Annotated in this window: 23 protein-coding genes; 7 read left to right on the top strand and 16 right to left on the bottom strand. The window is 68.4% G+C overall.

Annotated elements, in window-relative coordinates:
* Nucleotides 1-4: 4 nt before the first annotated feature.
* Nucleotides 5-910 carry a diaminopimelate epimerase gene (gene dapF, locus GOAMR_RS21155; RefSeq protein WP_005192833.1) on the bottom strand — a complete coding sequence of 302 codons (906 nt, stop codon included), beginning with the start codon at nucleotides 908-910 and terminating at the stop codon, nucleotides 5-7.
* A 71-nt stretch (nucleotides 911-981) separates the two neighbouring features.
* Between dapF and GOAMR_RS21150 the strand changes: the two genes are divergently transcribed.
* Nucleotides 982-1,737 (top strand): M15 family metallopeptidase, encoded by a 756-nt coding sequence (locus GOAMR_RS21150; RefSeq protein ID WP_005192830.1) that lies wholly within the window; start codon nucleotides 982-984, stop codon nucleotides 1,735-1,737.
* A 26-nt stretch (nucleotides 1,738-1,763) separates the two neighbouring features.
* Here the strand turns inward: GOAMR_RS21150 and miaA are convergent, their stop codons facing one another.
* Together miaA and GOAMR_RS21140 are read right to left on the bottom strand one after the other, a co-directional pair.
* Nucleotides 1,764-2,690 carry a tRNA (adenosine(37)-N6)-dimethylallyltransferase MiaA gene (gene miaA, locus GOAMR_RS21145; protein ID WP_005192818.1) on the bottom strand — a complete coding sequence of 309 codons (927 nt, stop codon included), beginning with the start codon at nucleotides 2,688-2,690 and terminating at the stop codon, nucleotides 1,764-1,766.
* Nucleotides 2,687-3,472 carry a class III extradiol ring-cleavage dioxygenase family protein gene (locus tag GOAMR_RS21140; RefSeq protein WP_040516009.1) on the bottom strand — a complete coding sequence of 262 codons (786 nt, stop codon included), beginning with the start codon at nucleotides 3,470-3,472 and terminating at the stop codon, nucleotides 2,687-2,689. The genes miaA and GOAMR_RS21140 overlap by 4 nt, the downstream gene beginning before the upstream one ends.
* 250 nt (nucleotides 3,473-3,722) lie before the next feature.
* On the opposite strand from GOAMR_RS21140, the gene GOAMR_RS21135 reads away from it, so the two are divergent.
* The gene (locus GOAMR_RS21135; protein ID WP_005192810.1) at nucleotides 3,723-5,078 is read left to right on the top strand and encodes a DUF349 domain-containing protein; all 1,356 of its coding nucleotides are present in this window, start codon (nucleotides 3,723-3,725) and stop codon (nucleotides 5,076-5,078) included.
* A gap of 80 nt (nucleotides 5,079-5,158) precedes the next feature.
* Here the strand turns inward: GOAMR_RS21135 and GOAMR_RS21130 are convergent, their stop codons facing one another.
* Nucleotides 5,159-5,794, bottom strand: a complete 636-nt coding sequence (locus tag GOAMR_RS21130) for an Rv2732c family membrane protein (protein WP_005192808.1) — start codon at nucleotides 5,792-5,794, stop codon at nucleotides 5,159-5,161.
* 12 nt (nucleotides 5,795-5,806) lie between these two features.
* Nucleotides 5,807-7,372 carry a tRNA (N6-isopentenyl adenosine(37)-C2)-methylthiotransferase MiaB gene (gene miaB / locus GOAMR_RS21125; protein WP_005192799.1) on the bottom strand — a complete coding sequence of 522 codons (1,566 nt, stop codon included), beginning with the start codon at nucleotides 7,370-7,372 and terminating at the stop codon, nucleotides 5,807-5,809.
* Nucleotides 7,373-7,573: 201 nt separating this feature from the next.
* On the opposite strand from miaB, the gene GOAMR_RS21120 reads away from it, so the two are divergent.
* From GOAMR_RS21120 to GOAMR_RS21105, 4 genes are read left to right on the top strand one after another with little or no spacing between them, the layout of a single operon-like run.
* Nucleotides 7,574-8,302: an amino acid ABC transporter ATP-binding protein gene (locus tag GOAMR_RS21120; protein ID WP_005192796.1), complete on the top strand. Its 729-nt coding sequence runs from the start codon at nucleotides 7,574-7,576 to the stop codon at nucleotides 8,300-8,302.
* Complete coding sequence (locus tag GOAMR_RS21115; RefSeq protein ID WP_005192791.1) at nucleotides 8,302-9,300, top strand: glutamate ABC transporter substrate-binding protein; 999 nt, start codon at nucleotides 8,302-8,304, stop codon at nucleotides 9,298-9,300. Before GOAMR_RS21120 ends, GOAMR_RS21115 begins: the two co-directional genes overlap by 1 nt.
* Before the next feature lie 15 nt (nucleotides 9,301-9,315).
* Nucleotides 9,316-9,987 carry an amino acid ABC transporter permease gene (locus GOAMR_RS21110; protein ID WP_005192788.1) on the top strand — a complete coding sequence of 224 codons (672 nt, stop codon included), beginning with the start codon at nucleotides 9,316-9,318 and terminating at the stop codon, nucleotides 9,985-9,987.
* The gene (locus GOAMR_RS21105; protein WP_005192786.1) at nucleotides 9,984-10,889 is read left to right on the top strand and encodes an amino acid ABC transporter permease; all 906 of its coding nucleotides are present in this window, start codon (nucleotides 9,984-9,986) and stop codon (nucleotides 10,887-10,889) included. The genes GOAMR_RS21110 and GOAMR_RS21105 overlap by 4 nt, the downstream gene beginning before the upstream one ends.
* Nucleotides 10,890-10,988: 99 nt before the next feature.
* On the opposite strand, the gene GOAMR_RS21100 is transcribed toward GOAMR_RS21105, so the two are convergent.
* The 7 genes from GOAMR_RS21100 to pgsA all read right to left on the bottom strand — a co-directional run bounded on the left by GOAMR_RS21100 (nucleotide 10,989) and on the right by pgsA (nucleotide 16,477).
* Nucleotides 10,989-11,489, bottom strand: a complete 501-nt coding sequence (locus GOAMR_RS21100) for a regulatory protein RecX (protein ID WP_005192785.1) — start codon at nucleotides 11,487-11,489, stop codon at nucleotides 10,989-10,991.
* Nucleotides 11,490-11,491: 2 nt separating this feature from the next.
* The gene (recA, locus tag GOAMR_RS21095; RefSeq protein ID WP_005192783.1) at nucleotides 11,492-12,532 is read right to left on the bottom strand and encodes a recombinase RecA; all 1,041 of its coding nucleotides are present in this window, start codon (nucleotides 12,530-12,532) and stop codon (nucleotides 11,492-11,494) included.
* A gap of 289 nt (nucleotides 12,533-12,821) precedes the next feature.
* Nucleotides 12,822-13,016, bottom strand: coding sequence for a DUF3046 domain-containing protein (locus GOAMR_RS21090; protein WP_005192780.1), 195 nt, complete (start codon nucleotides 13,014-13,016; stop codon nucleotides 12,822-12,824).
* An 11-nt stretch (nucleotides 13,017-13,027) separates the two neighbouring features.
* A complete protein-coding gene (locus GOAMR_RS21085) occupies nucleotides 13,028-14,266 on the bottom strand; it encodes a glycosyltransferase (RefSeq protein WP_005192778.1) in 1,239 nt (412 codons plus the stop codon).
* 1 nt (nucleotide 14,267) lies between these two features.
* A complete protein-coding gene (gene pspA, locus GOAMR_RS21080) occupies nucleotides 14,268-15,083 on the bottom strand; it encodes a phage shock protein PspA (protein WP_005192776.1) in 816 nt (271 codons plus the stop codon).
* A gap of 144 nt (nucleotides 15,084-15,227) precedes the next feature.
* Nucleotides 15,228-15,545 carry a helix-turn-helix domain-containing protein gene (locus GOAMR_RS21075; RefSeq protein WP_005192775.1) on the bottom strand — a complete coding sequence of 106 codons (318 nt, stop codon included), beginning with the start codon at nucleotides 15,543-15,545 and terminating at the stop codon, nucleotides 15,228-15,230.
* Nucleotides 15,546-15,823: 278 nt separating this feature from the next.
* Entirely contained in the window at nucleotides 15,824-16,477 is a 654-nt protein-coding gene (gene pgsA, locus GOAMR_RS21070; RefSeq protein WP_005192774.1) for a CDP-diacylglycerol--glycerol-3-phosphate 3-phosphatidyltransferase, read from the bottom strand.
* A 173-nt stretch (nucleotides 16,478-16,650) separates the two neighbouring features.
* Between pgsA and GOAMR_RS21065 the strand changes: the two genes are divergently transcribed.
* Nucleotides 16,651-17,205 (top strand): amino-acid N-acetyltransferase, encoded by a 555-nt coding sequence (locus GOAMR_RS21065; RefSeq protein WP_005192772.1) that lies wholly within the window; start codon nucleotides 16,651-16,653, stop codon nucleotides 17,203-17,205.
* Nucleotides 17,206-17,258: 53 nt separating this feature from the next.
* Here the strand turns inward: GOAMR_RS21065 and GOAMR_RS21060 are convergent, their stop codons facing one another.
* From GOAMR_RS21060 to dapA, 4 genes are all read right to left on the bottom strand, one after another.
* Complete coding sequence (locus tag GOAMR_RS21060; RefSeq protein WP_005192761.1) at nucleotides 17,259-20,168, bottom strand: DNA translocase FtsK; 2,910 nt, start codon at nucleotides 20,166-20,168, stop codon at nucleotides 17,259-17,261.
* 330 nt (nucleotides 20,169-20,498) lie between these two features.
* Nucleotides 20,499-22,034 carry a class I adenylate-forming enzyme family protein gene (locus tag GOAMR_RS21055; RefSeq protein ID WP_005192758.1) on the bottom strand — a complete coding sequence of 512 codons (1,536 nt, stop codon included), beginning with the start codon at nucleotides 22,032-22,034 and terminating at the stop codon, nucleotides 20,499-20,501.
* A gap of 7 nt (nucleotides 22,035-22,041) precedes the next feature.
* Nucleotides 22,042-23,943, bottom strand: a complete 1,902-nt coding sequence (locus tag GOAMR_RS21050; protein ID WP_005192754.1) for a ribonuclease J — start codon at nucleotides 23,941-23,943, stop codon at nucleotides 22,042-22,044.
* Nucleotides 23,943-24,848, bottom strand: coding sequence for a 4-hydroxy-tetrahydrodipicolinate synthase (dapA, locus tag GOAMR_RS21045; RefSeq protein ID WP_040516024.1), 906 nt, complete (start codon nucleotides 24,846-24,848; stop codon nucleotides 23,943-23,945). Before dapA ends, GOAMR_RS21050 begins: the two co-directional genes overlap by 1 nt.
* Between the last annotated feature and the right edge of the window lie 2 nt (nucleotides 24,849-24,850).

Genomic DNA, 24,850 nt, shown 5'->3' with positions numbered 1-24,850 from the left:
CGTCTCAGCCGGCGTCCGACCAGCCGGGCCGGAACCGGCCCTCGGCGACCAGCATCGACGGACCGCGCAGCGTAGCCCCGTCGGGGGTGATCGTCACGATCACCGATCCGCCGGGCACGCTGATGTGCAGCGACCCCGAGTCCTCGCCGAGCACACCGAGCGAGGCCTTGCCCGCGGCGACCAGTCCGGTGCCGCAGCTACGGGTTTCCCCCACACCCCGCTCGAAGACCCGCATGTGCGCGGACCAGTCGGCACCGTCACCGGTCGCCTGCGCGGGGGTGACGAGTTCGAGGTTGGTGCCGTTCGGGAACACCGCGGGGTCGATGGTGACCCCGGCCGAGAAGTCGAGTGCGGCCAGTTGTTCCGGTGTCAGGTCCGGAACCACGCAGGCCAGATGCGGGTTGCCGACGTCGACGACCGCGCCGCGATAGGTGATCTCCCCGACCCGCGCCTCCGATTCACCGTCGACGCGGGCCTGGCCCATCTCGACGGTGACGTCGGCGCGCACGTCGTCGAAGGAATGGACGATCACCGGGCGTCCGCCGGCGCGTGAGCCGACGGTGAAGGTGTCGGTGTCGGTCAGGCCCGTGGCCCGCACGTAGTGGGCGAACACCCGCACGCCATTGCCGCACATCTCGGCGATCGATCCGTCGGCGTTGCGGTAGTCCATGAACCAGTCGTCCGGCCGGACCCCGTCGGGCAGTTGCTCCAGGATTCCGCGTTCGACCAGCGCGACCGCACGGGCCACGCGCAGCAAACCGTCCGCGCCGATGCCCCGCTGCCGATCGCAGATCGCGGCCACCGCGGCCACGTCGAGGTCGAGTTCTGCTGCCGGATCGGCGAGCACCACGAAATCGTTCTGGGTGCCGTGGCCTTTCACAAAACGGAGCGCGTCGGTATCGGTCACCACACCGACATTACGTGCAGTGCCATGACGTACAGTGGCCGCCCGCCGGTCCGGTGCGTGGTACCAAGGTGAGCATGCGAAGGACAGGGACCCTGCGCCTGGGCGCGACGACGCTGGCGGTGACCGCCGTCATCGGCTGTTCCGGCGGTGGCCAGATACCGGGGCCCAGCTCGGCCAGCCCCGCTCCGCACTCCGGATCCGGAGCGGCGAGTGCCACCCCCGTCAACCCGGCCGCCCGCGCCGCGGGCCTGGTCGACGTCCGTACGGTGGTGCCCGACGCCATCATCGATCTGCGTTATGCGACCACCGACAACTTCGTCGGAATGCGCCTCTACCCGGCGAACGCGAGGTGCCTGGTCCACGAGTCGATGCGACCGGGACTGCGCGCGGCGGCCGCCGCCCTTCGCTCCGCGGGCCGGGGTGAGAGGCTGGTGTTCTGGGACTGCTACCGGCCGCATTCGGTGCAGCAGAGAATGTACAAAAAGGTGTCCAACCCGGCGTGGGTGGCCGCGCCCGGCCCCTATTCCCGCAGCCACGAGAGCGGCCGGTCCGTGGACGTGACGCTCGCCGTCCGCCGGCAGCACTGCCCGGCCGCTCGGCGCGTAGGCCGCGACTGTCTGGTCGAGATGGGCACCGGATTCGATTCGTTCACCTCCCGGGCCACCGCCTACGCCACCGACGGGGTGTCGCCCGCGGCGCGGGCCTCCCGCGCCCGGCTCCGGACGGCGATGGGGACGGGCGGTCTGCGCGTCTACTCCGGCGAGTGGTGGCATTTCGACGGGCCCGGCGCCGACGTGCGGCGTCCCGTCATCGACGCGCCGCCCACCTGAAGGCCGGATCGTTCGGTCTGGGGCGCTCAGTCCGGGTCGATCACGCGCAATGCGGCGCTGAGCAGGTCCGGATCGGCGCCGTCGAGCCAGGTGATGCGGTGGTCGCGACGGAACCAGGAGCGTTGCCGCCGGACGTAGCGGCGGGTGCCGATGAACGTCAGCTCCTGCGCCTCGTCAAGCCCGATCGCGCCGTCGAGGTAGTCCAGGACCTGTGCGTATCCGATCGCACGCGGGGCGGTCACGCCGTCACGCAGGCCCACCTCGCACAGTGCCTCGACCTCGGTCACCAGCCCGTCGGCGAACATCTGGCCGGTGCGCGCCGCGATCCGCTCGTCGAGGGCCGCGGTGTCCCGGTCCACAGCGAGGATGACGGTCCCCCACCGCGGTTCACCGATCGTCGGCGCCGACGCCGCGAACGGTTTGCCGGTCAGTTCCACCACCTCCAGCGCGCGCACGATTCGGCGGCCGTCGGTGTCGAGGATCGTGGCGGCCGCCTGCGGATCCACCTCGGCCAGCAGACGGTGCATCGCAGCCACACCGACCTCGGCGAGTTGCTGCTCGTAGCGGCCACGGACCTGCGGGTCGGTGGCCGGGAACGACCAATCGTCGAGCAGCGCCTGGACGTACAGCATCGATCCGCCGACGATGACCGGGGTGATTCCGGCGGCGCGGAGCCGTTCGATGTCGGCGCGGGCGGCGGCCTGATACCGCGCCACGGTTGCCGTTTCGGTGACGTCGAGGACGTCCAACTGGTGGTGGGTGATGCCGCGGCGTTCGGCAACGGGCGGTTTCGCGGTGCCGATGTCCATGCCGCGATGCTGGGCCATCGCGTCGACATTGACGATCTCGCCGCCCAGCCGGTCGGCGATGTCGAGCCCCAGCGCGGACTTACCGCTGGCGGTGGGGCCGACGATCGCGACCGGGACCGGCAGGTCCGACGGCTCTTCGCTCATGCTCCCGGCGCCTGTGCGTCTGACGCGGGTGTCCATGAGGCCACGACGTACCCGACGCCGAACGGAGCCCCCGCATAGTCCGTCACCGCGGCCACCGGCAGGCCGTCGCACAGTCCGGCCGCGACCTGCCACGCCACCCGGCCCCCGACACCGGCGCGATCGCAGTCCTGCGGCGACAGACCGGCCAGCAGGTCGCGATCACCGGATCCGACGGCCGCGACAAGCCTGTTATTGAACTCGACCGACTCCTCGACGAGGCCACCGCCGGGGGCCGACGGGCTCAGCTGGGTCGAGCCGTCACCCACCACCAGCACCCCGACGGGCCGGTCGGTCGTCGCCAGCGCCTCGGCCAGGGCCCGGCCGGTGCGCAGGCAGGTATCTGGCGCGGCCCCAGGATCGACGATCAGCGGCTCGACCCGTTCGGCACCGGCGGTCTCGCGCACCCAGGCCGCGATCAACATCGACAGCGGGAGCCTGCCGGCATCAGCGGCCGCGTCGGCCACCGACGGGGGCAGCAGGCGGTGACCGGTGTCTGACGCTCCGGGTGCGCGCAGGGACACGTGGACATCGACGCCGTACGGTGCGAACGTCCCGTCCGGTCCCCGACCGGCGGCACCGACATCGGCCGCACCGACGGCCACCCATTCGGGGGCGAGGGCCGACAGCGCCGCACCCGCCGCACGCACCGCGTCGCGGACGGGCACCGCCTCCGTCGCCCGGGGACCGGCCAGTCGGGGCACCAACAAGGGCGCGCTCGGAACGAAGACGACGCGGGCCAACACAATGGGCAACGCTAGCTGACCGGGCAGCGCCACCGGCCTCAGGGCCGTATCACAACAGCGGACATCACCCCGCGATTCGGGGAAAACGCGCTGCGATAGGCCCGGAAAACTCGGGAGGACGCGACACCAACCGGTCTGAACTGTTTGAATGGTGGAGATATGCGGCTTTCCATGTCAGTGTGGTCGCCGATGTCAGCGATAACGGCAGCCGCGACGCGCGGCACAAGCGAGTGCAGGGACGTGTGAGCAAATGACCAAACCGACCGATCCCACCGCAAACGATCTGGGTGCCCCGCGCCCCGCCCCCCGGCCGGGTCCGCGCCCGGGCCCCAAACCCGGTCCGAGGCCGTCTCCCGCCGTCCCCCCGACGCACGCCCCGGTTCCGCACGGGGACCCGCACGAGTTCGGCCGCATCGACGGCGACGGTGTGGTGTGGCTCAAGACCCCCGACGGGGAACGGTCGATCGGGTCGTGGCAGGCGGGGTCGATCGAGGACGGCCTGGCTCATTTCGCCCGGCGATTCGACGATCTCGCCACCGAGGTCGAGATCCTGGAGGAACGTCTGGCCGCCGGGTCCGGCGATCCGCGCAAGGCGCAGCAGAGCGCCAAGCACCTGCTCGATGAACTGCCCACCGCCACCGTCCTTGGTGACGTCGCGGCCATCGAACGGCGACTGACCGCGATCGTCACCAGCGCCGATGATGTGGCATCCGCGCAGCGCATCGCCCGCGACGAGGCCAGGGCCACGGCCATCGCCCGCAAGGAGGAACTGGCGGCCGAGGCCGAGCAGATCGGGGCCGACTCCACCCAGTGGAAGGCGGCGGGCGATCGGCTACGGACCATCCTCGACGAGTGGAAGGGCATCAAGGGCGTCGACCGCAAGACCGACGACCAGCTGTGGAAGCGGTACGCCAAGGCCCGCGACGCGTTCAACCGGCGCCGGGGCGCGCACTTCGCCGAGCTCGACCGCGAACGGGTCGGCGCCAAGATGCGCAAAGAGGAGATCATCACCCGCGCCGAGGAACTGTCCTCGTCCACCGACTGGGGTCCCACGGCCGCCAAGTTCCGCGACCTGCTCACCGAATGGAAGGCCGCCGGCCGCGCGCCGCGTGACACCGACGACGCGCTGTGGCAGCGGTTCAAGGCCGCCCAGGACGTGTTCTTCGCCGCCCGCAACTCGGTGGTGACCGAACGGGACAACGAGTTCGCCGCCAACGCGTCGGCCAAGCTCGCCCTGCTCGGCGAGACCGAGAAACTGATCGATCCCGACACCGATCTCGACTCCGCGCGACGCGAGTTCCGTGTCTTCCGCGACAAGTGGGACGAGATCGGCAAGGTGCCGCGGGAACAGATGCACAGCCTGGAGAACCGGGCCCGTGCCCTGGAGAAGAAGATCCGGGACGCCGAAGACGCCCAGTGGCAGCGCACCGACCCCGAGGCCGAGGCGCGCGCCGCCCAGTTCGCCGACCGCGCGGCCCAGTTCGAGGAGCAGGCAGCCAAGGCCGCCGAGCGGGGCAAGGATCGCGACGCCGCCAAGTTGCGCGAGCAGGCCGCGCAGTGGCGCGAGTGGGCGGACGCCGCGCGCAGCGCGATCTCCGATCGCTGACCTCACCAGGCAATCTCACCAGGCAATGACCAACGGCCCCCGGCGATCTGCCGGGGGCCGTTGGTGATTGCGAAGTCTGACTAGTGCTGCTCGTCGGGGTCATTCCCGGTGTCGTGGATCGGGCGGGTCTGCAGCAGGCGCGCCAACTCGTCGCGTTCGGCGGCCTCCCGCCGACGCTCCTCCTCCAGCGCCAGATGATAGGTGCTGCGCGCCCACACGATCCGGGCCCAGTGGAACGCGAGCAACAATGCCGCGATCTCCCCGAGCACCAGCCCGATGCCTACCCCCGACGGGGGCTCCACCCCCCCGACGCCCGGAGTGTGCCGCGACCACCAGGCCAGCATCCCGGCGACGCAGGTCACCGCGGTGCCGCACAGCGCGACCCAGGCCACCACCCACCGCCGGGTCAGCAGCGCCAGCGCCGATCCACCGACGCCGAAGATCAACAGCATGTAGACGAAGATCCGCGACGTGACGTTCAGATGCGCGTTCGCGGCGTCGGGCGCGTTCGCGAGCACCTCAAGTCCGCTGGCGCTCCCGGTATGCGGCAGCACCAGCGACATCATCGCCACCAGCACGCCGACCGCCACCATCAATGCCCGTGCGCCCGGGTCGATCTCGCCGGCCACCTTCTTCTCGGCGGCACGCAACTCGTCCTCGTAGGCGGCGAACTGTCCGCCCGCGGGGCTTTGCGCAGGCCCGATGTGATCGCTCATTGTGCTCTCCTCCTAGGACCCGCAACCGACCGAGCAGCCGGTGTCGGCCGGCTCGGCGGCCCGCGGGCCGATCGACGGCATCCCCAGCCCGACGCCGATCGGCAGGGTGACGGGGGTGATCGCCTTCTCGTGTGCGTCACCCGCACGCGTGGTGCGGTGAGTGATGATGCCCGCATCGGCGACGAGATGATGCGGTGCGGCGCCGGTGATCGTGGTGGTCACCACGTCACCGGGCCGGATCGCGCCTGCGACGTCACCGGCGGCGAAGTGGACCAGCCGACCGTCCCGTGCGCGGCCCGTTTTTCGTTGTGTCGCAGCGGATTTGCGACCCTCGTCGGCGACCACCAGCAGCTCTGCCTCGGTACCGACCAGGCGCTGGTTCTCGTCGAGGCAGATCTTCTCCTGCAGCGCGATGAGGCGCTGGTAGCGCTCGGACACGACCTCGGGCGGCACCTGCTCGTCCATCGTGGCGGCCGGCGTTCCCGGCCGCGGCGAGTACTGGAAGGTGAACGCGCTGGAGAAGCGCGCCTTCTCCACCACGTCCAGGGTGGCCTGGAAGTCCTCTTCGGTCTCGCCGGGAAACCCGACGATGATGTCGGTGGTGATGGCGGCGTGCGGCATCACCTCACGCACCTTGTCGAGGATGCCGAGGAACTTGCGCTGCCGGTAGCTGCGGCGCATCGCCTTGAGGATGCGGTCGGAACCGGACTGCAGCGGCATATGCAACTGCGGGCAGACGTTGGGGGTCTCGGCCATCGCCTCGATCACGTCGTCGGTGAACTCGGCCGGATGCGGCGAGGTGAACCGTACCCGCTCCAGGCCGTCGATGTCGCCGCACGCCCGCAGCAGTTCCGCGAACGCGCCGCGATTGCGCGGCTGGTCGGGGTCGGCGAACGACATGCCGTAGGCGTTGACGTTCTGCCCCAGCAACGTCACCTCCAGCACACCCTGATCGACGAGCGCCTGCACCTCGGCGAGCACGTCGCCCGGGCGCCGGTCGACTTCCTTGCCACGCAGCGACGGCACGATACAGAACGTGCAGGTGTTGTTGCAGCCCACCGACACCGACACCCAGCCCGAATACGCGGAGTCACGCTTGGCCGGCAGCGTCGACGGGAAACGTTCGAGCGAGTCGAGGATCTCCACCTGCGCGGCCTCGTTGTGCCGGGCCCGGTCGAGCAACGCCGGCAGCGAACCGATGTTGTGGGTGCCGAACACCACGTCGACCCACGGCGCCTTGCTCAGCACCGTGTCCTTGTCCTTCTGCGCCAGGCAGCCGCCCACCGCGATCTGCATCCCCGGCTTGCGGGACTTGACCGGGGCCAGGTGCGACAGGTTGCCGTACAGCTTGTTGTCGGCGTTCTCCCGGATCGCGCAGGTGTTGAAGACGACCAGGTCGGCCTCTGCGTCGTCGGCGGCCCGGACGTAACCGGCACCCTCCAGCAGGCCCGAGATCCGCTCCGAGTCGTGCACGTTCATCTGACAGCCATAGGTGCGGACCTGGTAGCTGCGCGCGGGATCAGGATCGGACCCGGCCACCTCGGGTCCCGGCACACGCTCGGACAACTCGATACTCACCCGTTCAGAGTACTAACCCGACGCAAATCGCCCCTTGACGTCGGTATCGGCTTCGTAAGGTCCGGTAAACGACCTTTGCCGTTTCGGCGCGCCAGATCACATAGGGCACTCTAAGGTTTGTTCATGACAGATTCGCCGAATGCACCTTCCAAGGATATTTCGTCGTCACCGTCGTCGGGGAGTTCGCCAGGGGGAACCTCGATGATCTCGATCAAGGGCGTCCAGAAGCACTTCGGACCGCTGCACGTCCTCAAAGACATCAATCTCGAAGTGCCCAGGGGGCAGGTCGTGGTCGTCCTGGGGCCGTCCGGATCCGGCAAGTCCACCCTGTGCCGCACCATCAACCGGCTCGAACCCATCGACAGCGGCGAGATCCGCATCGAGGGCACCCTGCTGCCCTCTGAGGGCAAGGACCTGGCGGCGCTGCGCGCCGACGTCGGCATGGTGTTCCAGTCGTTCAATCTGTTCGCGCACAAGACGATCCTCGACAACGTCACCCTCGCACCGATGAAGGTTCGCAAGCAGAACAAGGCCGACGCCACCAAACGCGCCCTCGAACTGCTCGACCGCGTCGGCATCGCCAGCCAGAAGGACAAGTACCCCGCGCAGTTGTCCGGCGGTCAACAGCAGCGGGTGGCCATCGCCCGGTCGCTCGCGATGGAACCGAAGATCATGCTGTTCGACGAGCCGACCTCGGCCCTCGACCCCGAGATGGTCAACGAGGTCCTCGACGTGATGGTCTCACTGGCCAAGGAGGGCATGACCATGCTGGTGGTGACCCACGAGATGGGCTTCGCCCGCAAGGCCGCCGACCGGATCATCTTCATGGCCGACGGCGCCGTGATCGAGGACACCGATCCGGAGAGTTTCTTCACCGCACCCAAGTCCGACCGGGCCAAGGACTTCCTGAGCAAGATCCTGGGGCACTGATGCGACGGCGAATAGGTTCACTCACCGTCCTGGTCGCGGTCCTGGTCACCGTCGGCGGGCTCCTGGCCGCGTGCGGCAGTACCGAACCCCGTAGTCTCGTCGACTCGATCCGTAAGGGATCGGTGGTGCTGGGCACCAAGTTCGACCAGCCCGGACTGGGCATCTACAACCCCGACAACGGCGGCGTCGACGGATTCGACGCCGATGTGTCGAGGTATGTGGTCAACCACATCGCCGACAAGCTCGGCGTCAAACACCCCAAGGTCAAGTGGCGCGAGACTCCGTCCGCGCGCCGCGAGGCGATGATCGAGAACGGTGAGGTCGACACCATCGCGGCCACCTACTCGATCAACGCGGCCCGATCGAAGAAGGTGTCGTTCGCCGGCCCCTACCTGGTCACCTATCAGGGTCTGCTGGTGCGCCGCGACGACGACTCGATCACCCAGCTCACCGACCTGCAGAAGGACAAGAAGCTCTGCTCCGTGACAGGTTCGACATCCGCGCAGAACGTCAAGGCCCAGCTCCCGTCGGTCCAGTTGCAGGAGTTCGACTCGTACTCGGCCTGCGTCGAGGGGCTGCGCCGCGGCAAGGTCGACGCACTCACCACCGACGAATCGATCCTGGCCGGATACTCCAACTTCTGGTCGGGCGAGTTCAAGCTGGTCGAGATGACCTACCCGAAGGACGCCTGCGTCAAGGAGGCGCTCAAGTCCGCGGGTGCGCCGTTCTCGACCGAACGGTACGGCATCGGCGTCGGCAAGGACGACGGCGAGGCGGTCGCGCTGCTCAACGAGGCGCTCACCGCGATGCTCAAACCGGGTACCGACGGCACTTCCGAGTGGATGAAGGCGATCCGCAAGAACCTCGGCGACGAGTTCGTCGATCAGGTGTCGGCCCGTGCCGCCACGCCCGATTCGAAGTACAAGTTCGAGCCGACGGTCGGTGACCTGTCGTTCCTCGACTCCGCATCCACCCCCTGCCCTGCGAACCTGAAGTGAGTGAGGTGAACGACGATGAGTGAACTCTGGGACAGCATGGGGCCCGAACTGTGGCCCGCATTCTGGATGACGATCAAACTGACGTTCTTCTCCGCGATCGGCGCCCTGATCTGGGGAACAATCCTGGCCGGCATGAAGGTGTCGCCGGTTCCGGTGATGCGCGGCTTCGCCACCGTCTACGTGAACGTGGTCCGCAACACCCCGCTGACGCTCATCATCCTGTTCTGCGCGATGGGCCTGAGCTACAACCTCGGTCTGCAGTTCGCCTCCACCAACTCGACCAACATGTTCTGGCTGTCGGTGGTCGGTTTCATCGTGTACACGGCGACGTTCGTCTGTGAGACATTGCGGTCCGGCTTCAACACCGTCCCGATCGGTCAGGCCGAGGCGGCCCGGTCACTCGGGCTGCCGTTCATCCAGGTGTTCGGGTCGATCGTGCTGCCGCAGGCGCTGCGCGCGGTCCTCGGCCCGCTCGGCAGCGTCCTGATCGCGTTGACCAAGAACACCACCATCGCCTCGGCGATCGGTGTGGCCGAGGCGTCGGCACTGATGAAGAGTGAGATCGAGACCTTCTCCGACCAGCTGTTCGTGATCTTCGGCATCATCGCCGTCGGATTCATGATCATCACCCTGTCGGAGGGTGCGGCCTTCGGATATCTCGCCAAACGATTCGGGGTGAAGCGATGAGTGACCACAAACCGGCCGGCGCCACCGTCCTGTACGACGCGCCCGGCCCCAAGGCCAAGGTCCGCAATCAGATCACCGCGGTCGCCTTCATCGCGATCCTCGCGGCCATCGCCATCTGGGTGATCGTCACCCTCGCCAGCAACGATCAGTTCGCGGGCGAGAAATGGGAACCGTTCTCCTACTGGAGCACCTGGAAGGGCTACATCCTGCCCGGCCTGTGGCGCACGGTGGCGGCGGCGGTCGTCTCGATCGTGCTGGCCATGATCCTGGGTGCGGTCCTCGGCATCGGCCGGCTCTCCGATCACACCTGGGTACGTGCCATCGCCGGCACCCTGATCGAGGTGTTCCGCGCCATCCCGGTGCTGATCCTGATGGTGTTCTGCTGGTTCCTGCTCGCCAAGTACGGCGTGGTGCCGTCCTCACAGCTGGCGTTCACCGCCGTGGTGATCGGCCTGACCCTGTACAACGGCTCGGTGATCGCCGAGATCATCCGCTCGGGCATCAACTCGCTGCCGAATGGCCAGACCGAGGCGTCGAAGGCGCTGGGCCTGCGTAAGGGTCAGATGATGCGCATCATCCTGCTGCCGCAGGCGGTGACGGCGATGCTGCCGGCGCTGGTGTCGCAGATGGTCATCGCGCTCAAGGACAGCGCGCTGGGCTACATCATCGGCTACTCCGAGGTGATCCGCAGCGGTCTGCTGTCCTCCGCCCGGTACGGCAACTACATCCCGGCGTTGATCGTGATCGCGATCATCATGATCCTGATCAACTTCGGACTGTCGTCGCTGGCCACATATCTGGAGAAGCGGCTGCGGACCGGACGCCGGAAGGTGACCGTGCCGGACGCCGATGACGCCGACATCGCCGCGTCGGAGAACCTCCCCACCTTCGGGACCAAGTAGCACCGCTCTCAGAAGTTCCTGAAAAGTCCGGGGCCGCCCGGGGATTCGATCCCCCGGACGGCCCCGGACTTCTTCTGTGACTGTGTTCCCGGCGGCCGATCACGACCTGCTGCCGAGCACCTCTCCGACCACCTCGATCACCGTCGACTGGTCATAGCCACGCCGCGACAGCATGCCCGCGAGCCGGCGGTACGCTTTGTCACGTTCGGCCCGGTCGGTGAGATCGACGCGCATCGTGGCCAGCTTCTTGGCCGCCATCTGGGCGGCGTTGGCCCGCTCTGCCCCGGGGTCGATGTCGGCCAGTGCCTCGTCGATGACCTCGGCGTCGATGCCCTTGGTGCGGAGCTCCTGTTTGAGCGCGATCCGGCCGCGGCCGCTGTGCGCATGCCTCGACCGCACCCACTCGGCGGCGAAGTCGGAGTCGTCGAGCAGCCCGGCGCGGTCGAGTCGCGTCATCACGTCATCGACCACATCGTCTTCAAAACCTCTGCGCAGCAACCGTTCACGCACCTCGTGACGGCTGCGTGCCCGGACCCCGAGAAGCCGGAGCGCCACGTCCCACGGGGAGACGGTGCGCCCGGTCTCGGCGTCTGCGGTCACCGTCAGAACTCGACAGGTGCGGGAGCCACATCGTCATCGTCGAGCACAGCGCCGATGCCGAGCTTCTCCTTGATCTTCTTCTCGATCTCGTCGGCCGTCTCGGGGTTCTCTTTGAGATAGTTGCGGGCGTTCTCCTTGCCCTGCCCGAGCTGATCGCCCTCGTAGGTGTACCAGGATCCGGACTTGCGGATGAAGCCCTCGGCCACGCCGAGATCGATCAGCGAGCCCTCCTTGCTGATGCCGTGCCCGTAGAGGATGTCGAACTCGGCCTGCTTGAACGGCGGTGCCACCTTGTTCTTGACCACCTTGACGCGGGTGCGGTTACCCACCGCGTCGGTGCCGTCCTTGAGGGTTTCGATGCGGCGCACATCCAGGCGCACCGACGAGTAGAACTTCAATGCCTTACCGCCGGTGGTGGTCTCGGGCGAACCGAACATCACACCGATCTTCTCGCGCAGCTGGTTGATGAAGATGGCGGTGGTCTTGGACTGGTTGAGCGCGGAGGTCATCTTACGCAGCGCCTGGCTCATCAGGCGGGCCTGCAGACCGACATGGCTGTCACCCATCTCGCCCTCGATCTCCGCCTTGGGCACCAGCGCGGCGACCGAGTCGATGACCAGGATGTCGAGCGCGCCCGACCGGATCAGCATGTCAGCGATCTCCAGCGCCTGCTCACCGGTGTCGGGCTGGGACACCAGCAGCGCGTCGGTGTCGACGCCCAGCTTGGCGGCGTAGTCGGGATCGAGCGCGTGCTCGGCGTCGATGAACGCGGCGATACCACCCTGGGCCTGGGCGTTGGCCACCGCGTGCAGTGCCACCGTCGTCTTACCCGACGACTCCGGTCCATAGATCTCCACGACCCGGCCACGGGGCAGTCCGCCGATACCCAGCGCGATGTCGAGCGCGATGGAACCGGTGGGGATGACCTCGATCGGCTGGCGGGCCTCCTGCCCGAGCCGCATGACCGAACCCTTGCCGAAGTTCTTGTCGATCTGCGCGAGGGCGAGATCGAGTGCCTTCTCACGATCCTGAGTCGGTGCCATTGTGTCTCCTCTGGTCGGTGCTGCCTTGGCAGCCGAGCTGCCGCGTTTACGTGTCTGCTGTGTGGACCGGGATCTGCCCGAAGCTGTGGTTGCCATCGCCTCGCACACTATCGGTGAGGTCTGACAAACAGCGTCCGGCGTGCCGGGCTCCGCTCTCAACATCTGATGCTCCGCCGAACATCCGGTGTCGTTCGAACATAAGGATGAACGAACGGATGTTCTATTGGCAAGTCTGACACGCGCACAAGTACCTGACAACCAGAGTTTCCACAGGTCAGGGTGAGACCGGCTACCAGCGTGCGCGGGGTACGTCGAAGTCCCGGCAGATGGCCACCCACACATCGCGGGGATCGTGGCCGTCTTCGATGGCCTGTGCCCCGGTCCGGCCCGCGAACTCCGTCAGGACGTGATCGGTGAGAATCGAATCTGCCGTCTGCACACCGAATTGGGTGTGCATCAGCTCGGTGAATTCAGTGAGTCGCACGATCCTCGACACTATCCCCGCAGCACCCGGTCGATGACCCACACCGGGTCGACGACCTCGCCCGCCGAGACTGCGATCCGCCTGGCGGCGGTGAGGTGTTCGGGGTTGTCGAGGACGGCACGGACGGCGGAGGCCACCGCGTCCGCGGTGACGGGCCGCACGAGTTCCCCCGCTCCCGACCGGCTCACCCGGTTGGCCAGTTCCCACTGGTCTCCGCCGCCGGGGATGGTGACGACGGGAACACCGTGGGTCAGGCTCTTGGCGAGGATGCCGTGCCCACCGCCGCAGATCAGCACCTCGACCTCGCCCGAGGCCAGCAGGCGGTCCTGGCGTGCCAGACCCGCCACCACGGCACCGGGCGACAGTCCGGCCCGCGCACAGATGCCGGCCACGGTCGCGTCGTCGATGTCCAGGCCGGATACCACCACCCGGACGTCGCGGCCCACCTGCCCGAGTCCGCTCAGCACGTGGTCGACCATGTCCGCGGCACCGGTGACGGCCGTCGACGGGGCCACCATGATCAGCGGTCCGTGTCCCTCCGGCACCGTGAACAGGTCGTCGGTCGGCTCCCACAGCAGCGGGCCGACGATGTGGGTGCGCTCGGGCCAGTCCGGACGGCGAACCTCCAGTCCGGGAAGCGTGGCCACCATGCGGGCGGCGGGATCAGGAGTGTGCGGCAGTCCGATGGACGCCCGGGCGCGTGCCCGCTGGCGTTCTCCGAGTCTGATCGAGCGCGCGGTGGCGGTCCGCATCACCGCATCCCGCAGCCGGCCCAGCGGGCCTTCACCCACTGCGAGGCCCGAACCGACCGGGGGCAGTCCACGGGACGCGTCGTACAGCGGATGTGGCGAACACTCCACCCAGGGGATACCCGCGAGCTCGGCCGCCCAGCCACCGCCGACGGTGATGACGTCGGAGACGACAAGCTCCACGCCCTCGGCCACCAGGGAGGGTTCCAGCGCACAAGCGATACGGGCGGCGCGCCCGCTGAGCTTGTCCCCCGCGTCACCGTCGTCGTCATCGGCACGAGCGGTCAGCCCGGGCAGTTCGAGTGCGCGGATGCCGCGTCGTGCGGCCTCGTCCAGCCAGCGGGTGCCGGTGTAGACAACGGCACCGAAACTCACCCCGTCCGGCCGGATGGACTCCTCAAGCCGCCGGGCCAGCGCGAACGCCGGAAACGCATGCCCGGCGTCGGGGCCCGCGACGATGCCGATCCGGTGCGTTCGGCTGTCGGCCCGTGCCCCGGCCAACCTAGTGGGTCTGCGGCGGAAGCGTCTGTCCGGGCACGGTGCCCGGCTTGGCCAGGTCCGGTGCCGCTGCCGGGGCGCCCGCCGACGGCAGTGCCTCGCCACGCATGCTGGCCCGGATCTGCTCCAGCCGCGAATGCCCGGCCATCTGGACACCGGCCTGCTCGACCTCGGCCATGCGTCCCTGGACGGAATTCTTGGCCAGTTCGGCCGAACCCAGCGCGTTGGCGTAGCGCCGTTCGATCTTGTCGCGCACCTGGTCCAGGTTGGGGGTGTTGCCCGGAACGGCCAGCTCGCTCATCTGGTTGAGCGAGGCCGACACCTGCTCCTGCATCTTGGCCTGCTCCAGCTGGCTCAGCAGCTTGGAACGCTCGGCCAGCTTCTGCTGCAGCATCATGGCGTTACGTTCGACGGCCTGCTTGGCCTGGGCCGCGGCCTGCAGCGACTGGTCGTGCAGCACCTTGAGGTCTTCGACGCTCTGCTCGGCGGTGACCAGTTGCGCGGCGAACGCCTCGGCGGCGTTGGTGTACTCCTGCGACTTCTGCACATCGCCCGCGGCCGCGGCCTGGTCGGCCAGCGTCAGCGCCTGACGGGTGTTGGCCTGCAGCTTCTCGATCTCCTCAAGCTGCCGGTTGAGCTTCATCTCCAGCTGACGCTGGTTACCGATCACATTGGCGGCCTGCTGGGACAACGCCTGGTGCTGGCGCTGCGCGTCCTCGATCGCCTGCTGGATCTGCACCTTCGGATCGGCATGTTCGTCGATCTTCGCGTTGCCGAGGGCCATCAGGTAGCGCCAGAACTTCACGAACGGGTTCGCCATGCTTGCGTCAACTCCATTCACCGGTTGAAAAGTGGGTTGGGGACCAATCTGGCCCTGACATCCGACTGTAGTCGTCCAGGCCGCGCACCGGCACCACTGTCGTTCGGACGCGTCATCGGCCGAGGTCGTGCCGGATGCCTCCGGTCAGGCCGCGGCGAGCTCGGCACCCGGGCGACCGGCCGGAGCCGGGATGACCACCTTGGTGGCCGACAGCGCGGCGTCGTGCTGGGCCGGACGAAGCGTCTGCCCCGCGTCGAGCAGGATATCGGCAAGTTCGACGTCGAGGGCATCGCAGATCGCGGCCAGCAGCTCGCTCGACGCCTCCTTCTGGCCCCGCTCGACCTCGGAGAGGTAGCCAAGGCTCACCCGCGCGTCGGTCGACACCTCACGCAGCGTCCGGCCCTGGTCCGTACGTACCCGGCGCAAACTCTCACCCAGCGCCTCACGCAGCAGTACCGCCATCGACACTCCCTCCTTCGGGTCGTCACCGTCGTATGCGCCGACCGACCATCACAACGATCGCGCCGCCCGATCCGTTCCCACCCGCTGATTTCGGTTCCGGGATTCCGGCCGGATCCGGCATGGGCGCTCTCGTCTTCCCGCCGACAGTAGTCCACTATCGGCGTCGACGCGCTGCACGACCGGCCGATTGCCGATCGTGACTCATCTCACGTGGCGTTCGTCCCACGCTACCAAGGTCCACACGGCCGGCGCCGCGGACATACCGCCGATCCGGCCGATCAGCGTGCGGCGCGGCCCTTGGCGCGCAGCGCGATGGCCCGCCAGACGTAGTCGCATGCGGTCACCACGGTCACCACGACGGCCGCCGCCATGAGGACCACCGCGATCAGGTGCCAGGCACCGTCGAGCGGCAGCAGGTAGAAACCGATCGCCAGCGACTGCAGCAGGGTTTTCAGCTTGCCACCGCGGCTGGCCGGGATCACACCGTGCCGCAGCACCCAGAACCGCAGGGCGGTCACGCCCAGTTCCCGCGCCACGATGATGCCGGTCACCCACCAGGAGACCTCACCGAGCACGGACAACCCGACGAGGGCGGCCCCGATGAGGGCCTTGTCGGCGATCGGGTCGGCGAGCTTGCCGAACTCGGTGACCAGGCCCCGCTCCCGGGCCAGCCGGCCGTCGTAACGGTCGGTGAGCGCGGCTATCGCGAAGATCACCGTGGCCGTGATGCGCCACGCGGTGCTGTTGCCGTCATCGACGAACAGGGCGACCACGAACACCGGCACGAGCACAATCCGGAACACCGTGAGCACGTTGGCGATGTTGAGCAACGGCACCTCATGCGGCGCGGCGGGGTCGACACCACCGGTCACCGGGTCATCCACGATGTCCCCGGTCTCCTCGTCGAGGGCGCGACGCACCCGGTCGGTCATGATTCACCGACCGATGACGGCATGTCCTCAGGACGACGAAAGCTCACTTGCACACACAACAGACTATCCGCGATACCGGCCGGGATTGGCCATCAGGTCACACACGGCCGGATTCGTGTCACATGACCGAGTCACCACGCCGCGCCCCCGGTTGCCGAAGTAGATTGATTCGCATGTCCACCGCCGATACCGTCCCCGACGCCGATACGCCTGCGCCCGATCGTGATCCCGTCGTCGTGCGACGTGCCCGGACGTCCGATGTACCGCGCATCAAGGAGCTCATCGACCAGTACGCCGGCCGGATTCTGCTGGAGAAGAACCTGGTGACCCTGTACGAGGCGGTCCAGGAGTTCTGGGTCGGCGAGATGGACGGCGAAGTGGTGGGATGCGGCGCGCTGCACGTGCTGTGGTCCGATCTCGGCGAGGTGCGGACCGTGGCCGTGGCCCGCGACCGCAGTGGGCACGGCATCGGGCACCGGATCGTGGCACGGCTGATGGCCGTCGCACGTGAGCTTGAGCTGAGCCGGGTGTTCGTGCTCACCTTTGAGACCGAATTCTTCGGCCGGCACGGCTTCGTCGAGATCGAGGGCACGCCGGTTACCCGTGAGGTGTTCGAGGAAATGTGCCGCTCGTACGACACCGGTGTGGCCGAATTCCTCGACCTGAGCTACGTCAAGCCGAACACGCTCGGCAACACCCGGATGCTGGCGCACCTGCACGACAACTGATGCACGACGACCGGGGCACACGGCCCCGGGTCGCGTGATTCCACCGACCCGGATCAGTCGGTGTCCGCAGCCGGTGCGTCCCCGCCGGTGATCGACGCGATCACACCGGCCAGGTCCTCCGGCTTCACGAGCACCTCGCGGGCCTTGGATCCCTCGCTGGGCCCGACCACCCCGCGTGTCTCCATGAGGTCCATCAGGCGGCCGGCCTTGGCGAAGCCGACACGCAGTTTGCGTTGCAGCATCGACGTCGACCCGAACTGGCTCGAGACGACCAGTTCGATGGCCTGCAGCAGATCGTCGAGGTCGTTGCCGATGTCGGAGTCGATCTCCTTCTTGTCCCCGGCCTTCGCGGTGGTGACACCGTCGACGAACTCGGGCTGGGCCTGTTCGCGGCTGTAGTCGACCACCGCCGCGATCTCCTCGTCGGCGACAAAGGCGCCCTGCATACGGATCGGCCGCCCGGCCCCCATCGGCAGGAACAGTCCGTCGCCCATGCCGATGAGTTTCTCGGCTCCCGGCTGGTCGAGGATGACGCGGGAGTCGGTCAGCGACGATGTCGCGAATGCCAGCCGGGACGGCACGTTGGTCTTGATCAGGCCGGTCACCACGTCCACGGACGGCCGCTGGGTGGCCAGGACCAGGTGGATCCCGGCCGCGCGTGCCTTCTGGGTGATGCGCACGATCGCGTCCTCGACGTCGCGGGGCGCGGTCATCATCAGGTCGGCGAGCTCGTCGACGATCGCCAGGATGTAGGGGTACGGCTTGTATTCGCGTTCGGACCCCAGCGGTGCGGTGATCTCGCCCGAGCGCACCTTGCGGTTGAAGTCGTCGATGTGCCGCACCCGCGAGGCCTTCATGTCCTGGTAACGCTGTTCCATCTCCTCCACCAGCCAGGCCAGCGCGGCGGCGGCCTTCTTGGGTTCGGTGATGATCGGCGTGATCAGGTGCGGGATCCCCTCGTACGGGGTGAGTTCGACCATCTTGGGGTCGATGAGGATCATCCGCACGTCCTCCGGGGTGGCCCGGGTGAGCAGCGAGACCAGCATGGAGTTGACGAAGCTCGACTTGCCCGAGCCGGTGGAGCCGGCCACCAGCAGGTGCGGCATCTTGGCCAGGTTGGCCGAGACGAAATCGCCCTCGATGTCCTTGCCGAGTCCGATGACCAGCGGATGCTTGTCCTTGAGCGTCGACGGCGCCTCGAGCACGTCGGCCAGCCGCACCATCTCACGATCGGAGTTGGGCACCTCGATACCCACGGCCGACTTGCCGGGAATCGGGGCGAGGAGCCGCACGTTGTCGGTGGCGACCGCGTAGGCGATGTTGCGCTGGAGTGCGGTGATCTTCTCGACCTTCACGCCCGGGCCGAGTTCGACCTCGTAGCGGGTGACGGTCGGGCCACGGGTGTAGCCGGTCACCATCGCGTCGATCTTGAACTGTTCGAGGACGCCGGTGATGCGGTCGATCATGTCGTCGTTGGCGCGGCTGCCTGCGACCGGCGGTTCGCCTTCGATCAGCAGCGACGTGGGCGGCACGTGGTACGAGTTCTCCGCGTCGGGACGGCGGCCCGGCGCCGGCCGCGGCGCCTCGACAGGCGCGGCGGCGGCAGTGGCGGCCTCGTGCCGGCCCCGTCCGGCAGCGGGTCCGGCCGGGGTCGCGGGAGTATCTTCCCAGCTCGCCGGGTCGGCATCGGCGACGGGTTCGGCAACCGGGCGCGCGGCGGTGCTCCGATCGATCGGTTCGGTGAGATTGTCGGACCCGAGCGGATCGGTCGCGGCACCGGCGAGGTCGGCGTCGCCGAAGTCGGCGGCGGCGAAGTCGTTGGCGGCACCCCGCCGCGTGGTGCGCAGTTCTTCGAACAGGCCCGGGTCGGCGGCAGCGCCGCGCCGGTCGCCGATGATCTCGGTGCGTGCGGTGTCGCGCATCTGCCCGGCGGTGGCACCACGCCGGAACCCACCGCTGTCGCGGCCCGGGGCCGGTGCGTCGTAGGCGCCGTACTGCGACGCCCGGGGCGTGCGGCGGCGCGCCGTCCCGTCGTCGGGCGGATAGTTGTCGTACGGGTCCGGCGAGTAGCCGGTCTCGGGGCGCTCGGCCCGGTAGCCCGCTTCGCCGTCGAGGTCTCGCCGATCCGTCTGGTCGTCGGCATCGCGCCGGTAGCGGTCGGCGCCCTCGATCCGGTCCGTTTCCCACGGGGTCTCGTCGTCCTCGTCCGGATGAGGGTTCCCGCGCAGCCGCAGGCCCAGGTACTCCCCGGTGCCGGCGACGACATCATGAATGGTGCGCTCGCTGAGGATCAGCGCGCCGAACGCCATGATCAGCAGCAGGATCGGCACCGACACCCATGCGGTGACGCCGTTGGTGAGCGGGGTACCGACGACATATCCGATGTAGCCGCCGGCGTTGCACCGGCCGGTGAAGTCGCGTGGCGCGCCCGCGATCAGGTGAACCAGGCCGAGCGCGGGCAGGCCCAGCAGCAGCACCCCGCCGATGTGCCGGGGCTGCTTTCCGGGGTTGGCCGGGCGGCGCATCAGGACCAGCGCGAGCACCACCAGCACCACCGGCGCACCGATCGCGGCGATGCCGACGGCCGACCGCACCGCCGCGTTGATGAGCGCGCCCACCGGACCCGCGGCGCCGAACCACACACCGACGGCGACCAGAAATCCCGCGATGAGGATGGCGAGGGCGGCCCCGTCGCGCTGATGCGACGGGGCGACTCGCTCCTCGTCAGGTTCGAGGTCCAGGTCACCGGGATCGGCGCCGGCATCGAGGTCGTCGGGTTCGAAGCCCGGTGACTCGGGTCGCGCCGTGCCCACGCGGGCCAGGCCCCCGACTCCCCTGGCCAGCAGGGCCCAGCCGTTCCCGACGCCCCGCCCGACCGCCGCGGCGACGGACGGACGGTGGACATCGGTGGTCTGCTCCGTGAGCGGTTTGGATGACTCCGCTCGTGGCCGGGTACTGCGCACCGAACCGCGACCTTTGGCGGCAGAGCGCGGTTTGCTTTCTCCGGCAGCCTTTTTCGCCGTGCTTTTCCGGCGGGTCGGCGTACTGTCGGCGTCACCCGCGCGCGACCGTGCGGTTGTGGCGTCCTTACCCCGCGACGACCGAGCAGCAGCCGACCGGCCACCGGCCGCTCGGCCGGTGGCCGCACCCGCTCCCTGGGTACGTGCCGAAGACGCGCGTGAACCCGTGCTCGCTCTCGAAGCCATGGGGACAGAATAGTCCGCCCGGACCCCGTCAGTCACTTACGCAACATCTGTCCCGGTGATCCGCGTGTCGTCGGCGGGCCGGCACGATCAGTTGCCGTCGCGGAGCGATCGCCGCAGGATCTTGCCGGTCACCGTCTTGGGCAGCTCGTCGACGATCACCACCTGCCGCGGATACTTGTACGCCGCCATCTGCTTCTTGCAGAAATCGACGAGCTCCTGTTCGTCCACCGACGCACCCTCCTGCAGTGAGACATACGCCTTGACCGTTTCGCCCCGGTACTCGTCGGGTACGCCGATCACCGCGGACTCGCGGACCGCCGGATGGGTGTAGAGCACGTCCTCCACCTCCCGCGGCCACACCTTGTAGCCGGAGGCGTTGATCATGTCCTTCTTGCGGTCGACGATGTAGAACCATCCGTCGGCGTCCATGAATCCGACGTCGCCGGTCCTGAGCGCACCGTCCGGGAGCGACTCGGCGGTCTTGTCGGGTTTGTTCCAGTAGCCGGGCACCACCTGCGGACCGGATGTCACAAACTCCCCAACCTCACCGACGGGGACGTCCTCACCGTCCTCCCCCACCACCCGGACGACCGTGTTGAACACCGGCACACCCACCGACAGGGCACCCGAGGCCTCGTCGACGGGGGCACGCACTCCGAGCGGCACGCCGTGGGACGGCGAGTTGGTCTCTGTGAGGCCGTAGATGTTGTGGATGTAGGCACCGAAGAACTTCTCCATGCGGTCACCGACCGCCGGGGAGATCGGAGCGCCGCCCGAATAGAGGATCCGCAGGCTCTCGAAATCCTCCGGGGTGGCACCCGGTGCCGCGGATAGCGCGTTGTAGGCGGTGATGGCGGCGACGGTGAACACCGGCCGGTGCTCGCGGATCGCGTCGAGAGCGACGTCGGGTGCGAAGCGGTGCATCAGGATCAGCGGCGTGTGCGCAATGATCGCGAACATGATGTGCCCGACGAGCCCGGTGATATGGAACAAGGGTGCCACCGCGAGGATCGGCTCACCCGAGCGCAGGCCGGTCCAGTCCCGGTACACCTGCGCGTTGAACGCGAGGTTGCCGTGTATGTTCATGGCACCCTTGGGTTCTCCGGTGGTGCCCGAGGTATAGGTGAGCACCGCCGTGTCGCCGGGCCCGAAGGCGGGGCGCGGCAGAGTGCTCCCGTCGTGGGCGGCGATCAGCACCGTCAGGTCGACGGCCCCGTCAACCGCCTCCCTGGACACACCCTCGAACAGTCGTGTGTCGTCGCGGGTCTGGAAATCCAGCGGCGAACACGTGATGACCGTCCGGACGTCCGTGTCACCCGAGGCGATGAGCGGTCCGGCCACCGTGCGGTACAGGTCGTCGAGCGTCAGCAACGCCACGACGCCGGAGTCGGTGAGCATGTACCGCAGTTCACGCTCGCGGTTCATCGGATTGATCAGCACCGCGATCCCACCGGCCTTCCACGCCGCAACCAGCCCGATGACGAAGGCCGGGTTGTTCTGCGTGTAGATCGCGAGCCGGTCGCCCGTCACGAAGCCCTCGGCCACCAGCGCACCGGCCAGGGCATCCGCCGCCCGGTCGACATCATGATCAGCCCGATGAGCGCCCCCGGAGGGTTCACCCACTGCGTGATCAGTTGGCGCGCACCGCGAGAACCGTCGGAACGATCATCGGGCGGCGGCGATACTTCTCCGACACCCAGCGGCCGACGGCGCGGCGGATCGTCTGCGCGATCCGGTGTGTGTCGGTGACACCTTCGGCGTACAGCGCGTCCAGTGCCTTCCCGACCAGATCGGCGGCGTCCTTGAGCGCGGCCGGATCGTCGGAGAAACCGCGGCCGGAGATCTCCGGCGGGCTGACGGCCCGGCCCGTCTCGGGGTCGACCGCCACGGTGATCGCGATGAAACCGCCCTCACCGAGTACCAGCCGCTCCGACAGCGTCGACTCCCCGACGTCGCCGACCGACAGACCGTCGACGTACACGTAGCCGACGGGCACCCGGCCGGTGATGGTGGCCAGGCCGTCAACAAGGTCGACGACCACACCGTCCTCGGCCAGCGCCACCCGTCCCGGGGCGACACCGGTGGCGATGGCCAGATCACCGTTGGCGCGCAGATGCCGCCACTCGCCGTGCACCGGCATCACGTTGCTGGGACGCACCGCGTTGTACAGGTACAGCAGCTCACCGGCCGACGCGTGCCCGGACACGTGCACCTTGGCCGACTGCTGGGTGATCACCGTGGCACCGCGCTTGGCCAGGCCGTTGACCACCGCGAACACCGAGTTCTCGTTGCCCGGGATGAGCGAGGAGGCGAGCACGACGAGATCGTCGGCGCGAATGTTGATCTGCCGATGCTCACCGCGCGCCATCCGCGACAGCGCCGACAGCGGCTCACCCTGCGAGCCTGTGGAGATCAGCACCACCCGGTGGTCGGGCAGCGTGGCTGCGGTGTCGAGGTCGACGACCACGCCGTCGGGCACCGACAGATAGCCGAGGTCCTGCGCGATCTGCATGTTGCGGACCATCGACCGGCCGACGAAGGTGACCCGCCGGTTGTGGGCATAGGCGACGTCGATGATCTGCTGGATGCGGTGCACGTGGCTGGCGAACGACGCCACGATCACCCGCTGTTTGGCCTTGCCGATGACCTGGTCGAGCACACCGCCGATCTGGCGTTCGGGGGTGACGAAGCCGGGGACCTCGGCGTTGGTGGAGTCCACCAGGAACAGGTCGACGCCCTCATCGCCGAGTCTGCTGAACCCTGCCAGGTCGGTGAGCCGACCGTCGAGCGGCAGCTGGTCGAGCTTGATATCGCCGGTGTGCAGCGTCAGGCCGGCGCCGGTGCGGATGGCGACGGCGATCGCGTCGGGGATCGAGTGGTTGACGGCGAAGTACTCGCAGTCGAACGGGCCGTGCTGGGTCCGCTCCCCCTCACTGACGCGCACCAGCTTGGGCCGCTGCCGATGCTCGCGGCACTTGGCCTCCAGCAGGGCGAGCGTGAACGTGGAGCCGACGACCGGGATGTCGCCGCGCAGGCGCAGCAGGAACGGCACCGCACCGATGTGGTCCTCGTGTCCGTGGGTGAGGATCACGGCCTCGACGTCGTCGATGCGGTCCTCGATGTACCGGAAGTCGGGCAGGATCAGGTCGACGCCGGGCTGCGCGTCCTCGGGGAACAGCACACCGCAGTCGACGATCAGCAGTTTGCCGTCGTATTCGAAGACGGTCATGTTGCGGCCGACCTCCCCGATACCGCCGAGCGCCACGACCCGCAGTCCGCCGCGGGGCAGCTTCGGTGGCGGGCCCATCCGGTCCGGTGCGGTCTGCGTGGTCTGCGAGTCGGCATCGGCCCGGGTGGCCGTGGTCCGGGCACGTTCGTGCCTGCCGCGGGCCTCGCGCCCGGTGGGCTCGGGAGCGGACTCCGCTCCCCCGGCCGCGTGCCGTGCGCCGGAGGTGCTGTCGGCGACCGATGCGGGCGAGGGTGGGCCTGCCTGTCGTGAGGCGCTGCGTCGACGCCGGGCTGGGTTCGTCATCAGCTCAGCAGTCCTGCCGTGGCCAGGTCTTTGGCCAGCTCATCGATCTGCGCGGTGTCGGCCGGCACCTGTGGCAGCCGGGGATCGCCGACGTCGAGGCCGAGCAATCGCAGCGAGGCCTTGACCATCGTGACACCGCCGAGCCTGCCCATCGCACTCACGAGAGGTGCGACGGAGGTGTTGATCTCGCGGGCCGTCACCACATCGCCCTTCTCGAAGGCCAGTTGCATCTCCCGGAGCCTGTCGGCGACGAGATGGCCGATGACACTGACGAATCCGGTGGCACCCACCGACAGCCACGGCAGGTTCAGGCCATCGTCTCCGGACAGGTACTCCAGGCCGGTGGTGGCGATGATGTTCGCGCCCGAGGCCAGATCACCCTTCGCGTCCTTGACGCCGACGATCCGCGGATGTTCGGCCAGCGCCCGGATGGTGGGTTCGGCGATCGGGACCACCGATCGGGGCGGAATGTCGTAGAGCAGCACCGGCAGGTCGGTGGCGTCGGCGACAGCGCGGAAGTGGGCGAGCAGACCGGCCTGCGGCGGCTTGGAGTAGTACGGGGTCACCACGAGCAGACCGTGTGCGCCCGCCTCGGCACCGGCGATCGCGAACTCGACGCTCTCGGCGGTGTCGTAGGTGCCCACACCGTGGGTGATGCGGCACCGGTCACCGACGGCGTCCAGGACCGCGCGAAGGACTTCGAGTTTCTCGGCGGGCTGCGTGGTGGGCGACTCACCGGTGGTGCCGGACAGGACCAGCCCGTCACAGCCCTTGGTCACCAGGTGGTCGGCCAGTTCCGCCGCCTTGTCGAGGTCGAGGGTTCCGTCGGCACGGAACGGAGTCACCATCGCCACCACATTCGTCCCGAAAGGGTGCGCGTCAGGCTGCTGCACGGCTGCGTTCATGG

It is taken from the genome of Gordonia amarae NBRC 15530, assembly GCF_000241345.1.
Classification (GTDB): Bacteria; Actinomycetota; Actinomycetes; order Mycobacteriales; family Mycobacteriaceae; genus Gordonia; species Gordonia amarae.
The sequence above is the reverse complement of the archived record's forward strand: the minus strand, read 5'-3'. Positions and strand labels throughout refer to the sequence as shown.

What these genes read in the sequence shown, in the direction of transcription:
- GOAMR_RS21065 (WP_005192772.1), top strand. Translation starts at nt 16,651, where the DNA reads ATGTCCACCGCCGATACCGTCCCCGACGCCGATACGCCTGCGCCCGAT.
- GOAMR_RS21105 (WP_005192786.1), top strand. Translation starts at nt 9,984, where the DNA reads ATGAGTGACCACAAACCGGCCGGCGCCACCGTCCTGTACGACGCGCCC.
- pspA (WP_005192776.1), bottom strand. Translation starts at nt 15,083, where the DNA reads ATGGCGAACCCGTTCGTGAAGTTCTGGCGCTACCTGATGGCCCTCGGC.
- GOAMR_RS21120 (WP_005192796.1), top strand. Translation starts at nt 7,574, where the DNA reads ATGATCTCGATCAAGGGCGTCCAGAAGCACTTCGGACCGCTGCACGTC.
- GOAMR_RS21115 (WP_005192791.1), top strand. Translation starts at nt 8,302, where the DNA reads ATGCGACGGCGAATAGGTTCACTCACCGTCCTGGTCGCGGTCCTGGTC.
- dapA (WP_040516024.1), bottom strand. Translation starts at nt 24,848, where the DNA reads ATGAACGCAGCCGTGCAGCAGCCTGACGCGCACCCTTTCGGGACGAAT.
- GOAMR_RS21110 (WP_005192788.1), top strand. Translation starts at nt 9,316, where the DNA reads ATGAGTGAACTCTGGGACAGCATGGGGCCCGAACTGTGGCCCGCATTC.
- miaA (WP_005192818.1), bottom strand. Translation starts at nt 2,690, where the DNA reads ATGAGCGAAGAGCCGTCGGACCTGCCGGTCCCGGTCGCGATCGTCGGC.
- GOAMR_RS21075 (WP_005192775.1), bottom strand. Translation starts at nt 15,545, where the DNA reads ATGGCGGTACTGCTGCGTGAGGCGCTGGGTGAGAGTTTGCGCCGGGTA.
- GOAMR_RS21135 (WP_005192810.1), top strand. Translation starts at nt 3,723, where the DNA reads ATGACCAAACCGACCGATCCCACCGCAAACGATCTGGGTGCCCCGCGC.
- GOAMR_RS21050 (WP_005192754.1), bottom strand. Translation starts at nt 23,943, where the DNA reads ATGACGAACCCAGCCCGGCGTCGACGCAGCGCCTCACGACAGGCAGGC.
- recA (WP_005192783.1), bottom strand. Translation starts at nt 12,532, where the DNA reads ATGGCACCGACTCAGGATCGTGAGAAGGCACTCGATCTCGCCCTCGCG.
- GOAMR_RS21130 (WP_005192808.1), bottom strand. Translation starts at nt 5,794, where the DNA reads ATGAGCGATCACATCGGGCCTGCGCAAAGCCCCGCGGGCGGACAGTTC.
- GOAMR_RS21150 (WP_005192830.1), top strand. Translation starts at nt 982, where the DNA reads ATGCGAAGGACAGGGACCCTGCGCCTGGGCGCGACGACGCTGGCGGTG.
- pgsA (WP_005192774.1), bottom strand. Translation starts at nt 16,477, where the DNA reads ATGACCGACCGGGTGCGTCGCGCCCTCGACGAGGAGACCGGGGACATC.